The 4563-nt window shown below is 51.6% G+C and carries 4 protein-coding genes; 2 read left to right on the top strand and 2 right to left on the bottom strand.

What is annotated here, in order from left to right:
- Positions 1-154 precede the first annotated feature (154 nt).
- Entirely contained in the window at positions 155-1339 is a 1185-nt protein-coding gene (locus V7680_RS14955) for an alkane 1-monooxygenase (RefSeq protein ID WP_100092258.1), read from the bottom strand.
- A 626-nt stretch (positions 1340-1965) separates the two neighbouring features.
- Here V7680_RS14955 and V7680_RS14950 point away from each other — a divergent pair.
- Complete coding sequence (locus V7680_RS14950; protein WP_100092257.1) at positions 1966-2811, top strand: acyl-CoA thioesterase domain-containing protein; 846 nt, start codon at positions 1966-1968, stop codon at positions 2809-2811.
- Between the two features lie 177 nt (positions 2812-2988).
- On the opposite strand, the gene V7680_RS14945 is transcribed toward V7680_RS14950, so the two are convergent.
- Positions 2989-3441, bottom strand: a complete 453-nt coding sequence (locus tag V7680_RS14945) for a MarR family winged helix-turn-helix transcriptional regulator (RefSeq protein WP_100092256.1) — start codon at positions 3439-3441, stop codon at positions 2989-2991.
- Positions 3442-3538: 97 nt separating this feature from the next.
- Here V7680_RS14945 and V7680_RS14940 point away from each other — a divergent pair, with 97 nt between their 5' ends.
- Entirely contained in the window at positions 3539-4423 is an 885-nt protein-coding gene (locus V7680_RS14940) for an alpha/beta fold hydrolase (protein ID WP_335654057.1), read from the top strand.
- Positions 4424-4563: the final 140 nt, after the last annotated feature.

The raw sequence follows: 4563 nt of genomic DNA, 5'->3' as shown, positions 1-4563 counted from the left end.
CATGGTGCGGATCGCACCGCTCGGTGGGACACCGCAGTGACCTTGGGCACAAAGCTTTCACAGCGTTCGACCCTACAAACCTGCACCGCCACTCGGTTGGGAAGAACGGCGCAGGGTGGGTGTGGGAAGAGACTCTACCCTGCGCCGAAAAGTTTTACGCAGCGTCCGCGAACTTTCTTTCGTAATATGCCCGCTTGCCCTTGCGTATCTGGATTTTACTCAGATCGCCGCCGGCCCAAGCGACGGTACGCTTGTCCATCACGGCCCGGTATGCAGCTGGGAATAGTGCGAGAAAAAACATCCCTGGATAGCCGAGCGGAAGCGCCGGCAAATCCTCAAAATTACGCAGCGACTGATAGGACCGCGTCGGATGCGCATGGTGATCCGAATGGCGCTGCAAATGAAACAGGATCAGGTTTGACATGATATGGTTCGCGTTCCACGAGTGCCGCGGCTGCTGGTGCTCATACCGGCCATTCGGCAACTTCTCGCGCAGCAGGCCGTAATGCTCGATATAATTCGCGCTCGTCAGCTGCCACCAGCCATACGCCATTTGAATCGGCAGGAAGACTAGCATGATCGTGCCAAATGCGGCGATCAGCGCACCATAAAGCAGGACGGTGACGACCATTGGCTGGAGAATCTCGTTTTTGAGAGTCCAGGGGCTACTGCCACAACGGGCGAGGCGTTCCTTTTCCAGATGCCAAGCGCGTTTGAATGCACCCGGAATTTCGCGCAGCGAGAAAATGTAAATATTCTCGCCCATTTGCGAAGTTGCGGGATCTAGCGGCGTCGCTACGTCGCGGTGATGCCCTTTGTTATGTTCGATGAAGAAGTGTCCGTAGCCGACAACGGCAAGCACAAGCTTTGCCATCCAGCGACTGAACGAGGATTTCTTATGTCCAAGTTCGTGGCCGGTGTTGAGTGCCAATCCGTTGACGACACCCAACGAGAGGGCCAGCGCAATAAATTCAAGCGCGCTGAGATCCTGGGTGGCAACCCACCATGCGCAGCCGATCAGCGCGGCGAAGTGTATTGGCACCGTAAGGTAGAGAAGCACGCGATAATATGTACTTTTTTCAAGTTTTTCTACCGCGCTTTCGGGCGGATTGGAGTAATCCTGACCAAATACAAAATCAAGCGCTGGAATAATTAAATACCACAGGATCAGAACCAGTCCATACCAGATGCTCCAGCCCGTTTCCGAAACGAGATAAAGGCCTACCAGAGGCGTTGCTGGCCAAAGAACGGAGAGTATCCATAGTGCTTTTTTCTTGTCGACATAGTTCAGTGCCGCATCGCCATCTAGATGCGACTTATTCAATGCGTGGCTCACCATCCGTTCTACCTTTCAAATGCATCCCTAGTCCATAAACGGATCGGACTTTTTCGAATTTCGTGTCCGATTCCTATCTGCAACAAGTAGACAGGCATATGAGGGGTATTCAACTACCTGATCGGGTAGTTTTAGGCGTTTTTCGATTGGATAGGCCGTTAAGGAGCGCCTCTGAGGAGCCGCGGGATAGGATTGTACCGGCTTAGGAGGCGCAAATAAGAATGAGGCGAGCGCGACGAAGCCGAGACAAGAGTCTTTGGTTTTGCCAAACGCCCTATGAAGCGCTTCGGGAAAGGCTATAATCGCAGGTAGAGAGTGTCTCCCCAGACACCCGATGTACACACCGCGCGCATATGGCATCGACGCAACGGTGAATATCTAATGCGTGGTGCACTCAACGCTGCCTACGCCTCTCAACGTTGCCCTGCTAGTTTAACATGACCAAATGACAAAGGGGATGTTGGCCAGAATTGTAAAAGCAATCATCGGACCTCATTCCCCAAGATCATGATGACCTTGCACCGTTCGGGTTTTGCGGGCATCAATTTTCGCGTCTCCGGCGAACGGAGTCGTTTGTTTGCAATTTACGCCTAACTAAGGAATTTTGAGTATGCCTTATTGGAAGTTAAATGGATGACTGCGCAATCAAGCCAGATGGACAGACGGGTGAGAAAATGCGGGTTCGACTTGTAACCCCCTATCAATTGACGCTCGGCATGGAGTTGCTGGAATGCAGCAGCGGGCGTTCGATCAGTCGAATGAAAGCCAATAGGCGGATTGCCAAAGCACCGGGAAATCCAAACCTTGATCCGCTGGCACTCATGGGCTTTATCGATCAAGGATTGTCCCAATCGTTGAAAGGACTGATTGCGGCTGAAATCGGAATTTCAACTTTTGATTTGCGGATCGGACTTTTATCAGGATCTTCGATGGGGGATGAATTGACGTTGACCGCCGAAGCGGTGATGGTTGGGAAAACATCTGCCACTGTAACAGGCAGTGTAACCAACTCGTCCAAAGATATCGTCGGAACAGCAACAGGCCTGTTTCGTTTGGGGAGCTTCCCGGGGGGCGCTCCGGCCGACTATAATTTGATCGGTGATTTCAGTCCTCAAGCAATGCCCGGACCAATGAGCACCAGTTTGGGTTTATCGGGCGCACCAGACTCTCCACAAATTGCAGCAGGAAATCGGGCCGTTTTGGGATGGGAAAGCGGAAATATTGTCCATGGCGGCGCCGTTGCTGCGGCGCTGATGTCTGCATGCCAGGGCCGTGTGGCAGGCGGTGAAAGTTCGATCGGCCAGCAGCTAGAGTCAATTGACATTCGTTATTTGCGTCCAGCCGTAGGTTCGCGCGATCTATTCACGAACAGCTGTTTTGAACGTGAAGGCAAAGCCGCGAGCTTTGTCCGCGCCAGCTGTTTCCATGAACCAGAGAAACCGCTAGCCACAGCGATAGCAACTTTTGTGCGCTAGCGCATATTTGATTGGTGTCCCGGCAGGTATCAACGGTATAATTCACCGTCCGATAATTATTAAATTAATTGGCCTGGACTGCAAAAAAAAGGGAGCGAGTGGCCCCAGCCACTCGCTCCAGCTGATCCAACGGGAGAGAAGGATCAGAACTCGCTAAAATTTTGGGAGATTAAACACTCAACATTCCCTTAGATTCCCAACCATTTTTTCCATCGCGGTTCGGATGATGGCCACGTCTGCGTTGGAAACGCCTTTGAACATCTTTTTATAAACGGCGTTAGCCTCTTTCCGAAGTTGTGGAATGATATCGATTACCTTTGGACGCAGGAATATCCGCCAGACGCGCCGGTCGCCTTCTGCGGACCGGCGTTCGACAAATCTCAGTTTTTCAAGATGATCAATCGTTAATCCGATCGTAGCGCGTTCCAGCTCAAGGCAATTTGCCAACTCGGTTTGCGTCATTCCCTCGGTCTTGATCAGATAGGCCAATGTTCTCCACTGTGTGCGGGACAAGCCGAACTGGGCAATGGATTCATCAAATGTCTTGCGCAGAACTCGCGGTACTTCCTCCAGCAAAAACGCAAACTCATCGGTCTCGTTGAGGAAGCCGTCCTGCGCGTTGGCACTCATTATAGCTGTTTCCGTTGTCATGATAGTGACCATATCATCAATTTAATATAATATAAAGCCCTTTACTATTATTCATTTTACAGCCTATAAAATCGGCATGGATGATGAAGAGAGCACCTTTGTAGGCCACAACGGCTTGAAAATTACGGCAAGCACGATTGGGCCAAAAACTGGCTTTCCGGTCATGCTTGCGCATGGCGGCGGGCAAACCCGTCATGCCTGGGCAAAGGTGATGAATGAACTCGCCAATGCTGGCTACCGGGCGACGGCCATTGACATGCGTGGCCATGGGGACAGTGAATGGGCGTCGGATGGCGCTTATGATATGCGCGATTTTGCGCGTGATCTGATCGCCATTTCAAAGCAGCTCAATAATCCCCCTGCCTTAGTGGGAGCATCACTGGGCGGAATAGCGGGAATGATCGCTGCTGGTGAACTGGCCCCCGCAAGCTTTAGATCGCTGACGTTGGTTGATATCGCGCCAAAGATGGAAGCCGTCGGGGTATCAAGAGTTGTCGGGTTCATGCAGGCCCATATGAAGGATGGATTTTCGTCCCCTGATGAAGCTGCAAAGATCATTTCCGAGTACATGCCGCAACGAGAGAAGCGCAAAGACACGGGCAAGCTTGATCGATATTTACGTAAACGGGAAAACGGGCGCTGGTATTGGCATTGGGACCCCAATTTTATTCACCATGTGACGCGGACACGTGACAATGCCGTCGAAGCAAAAGACAATGGATTTGATAGGCTAAGTGCGGCAGCCGCGAAGTTGACCCTGCCGGTTCATCTCATACGCGGAGGTTCCAGCGACATGGTCTCTGAAGAGGCTGTAGCCCATTTCCAAACGTTGGTTCCTAGCGCGCTTTTAACCGACATTGCAGACGCTAGCCATATGGTTGTTGGTGACCGCAACGATGCGTTTTGCTCGGCGATAATATCCTTCTTAAATGCGACCCACAATCGCGGTGCCGCAGTATGAAATATGATACGGAAAATCTTGCTGACGTAATACAGATTGCGCCGTTCCATCGCTGGTTGGGTCTGAAAATTGTTCAGCAAAACAACGATCATTTGGAACTGAAAATGCCGTGGCGGGAGGAACTCGTATCTAATCCCGTG

The organism is Parasphingorhabdus sp., from assembly GCF_036963705.1.
Classification (GTDB): Bacteria; Pseudomonadota; Alphaproteobacteria; order Sphingomonadales; family Sphingomonadaceae; genus Parasphingorhabdus.
The sequence above is the reverse complement of the archived record's forward strand: the minus strand, read 5'-3'. Positions and strand labels throughout refer to the sequence as shown.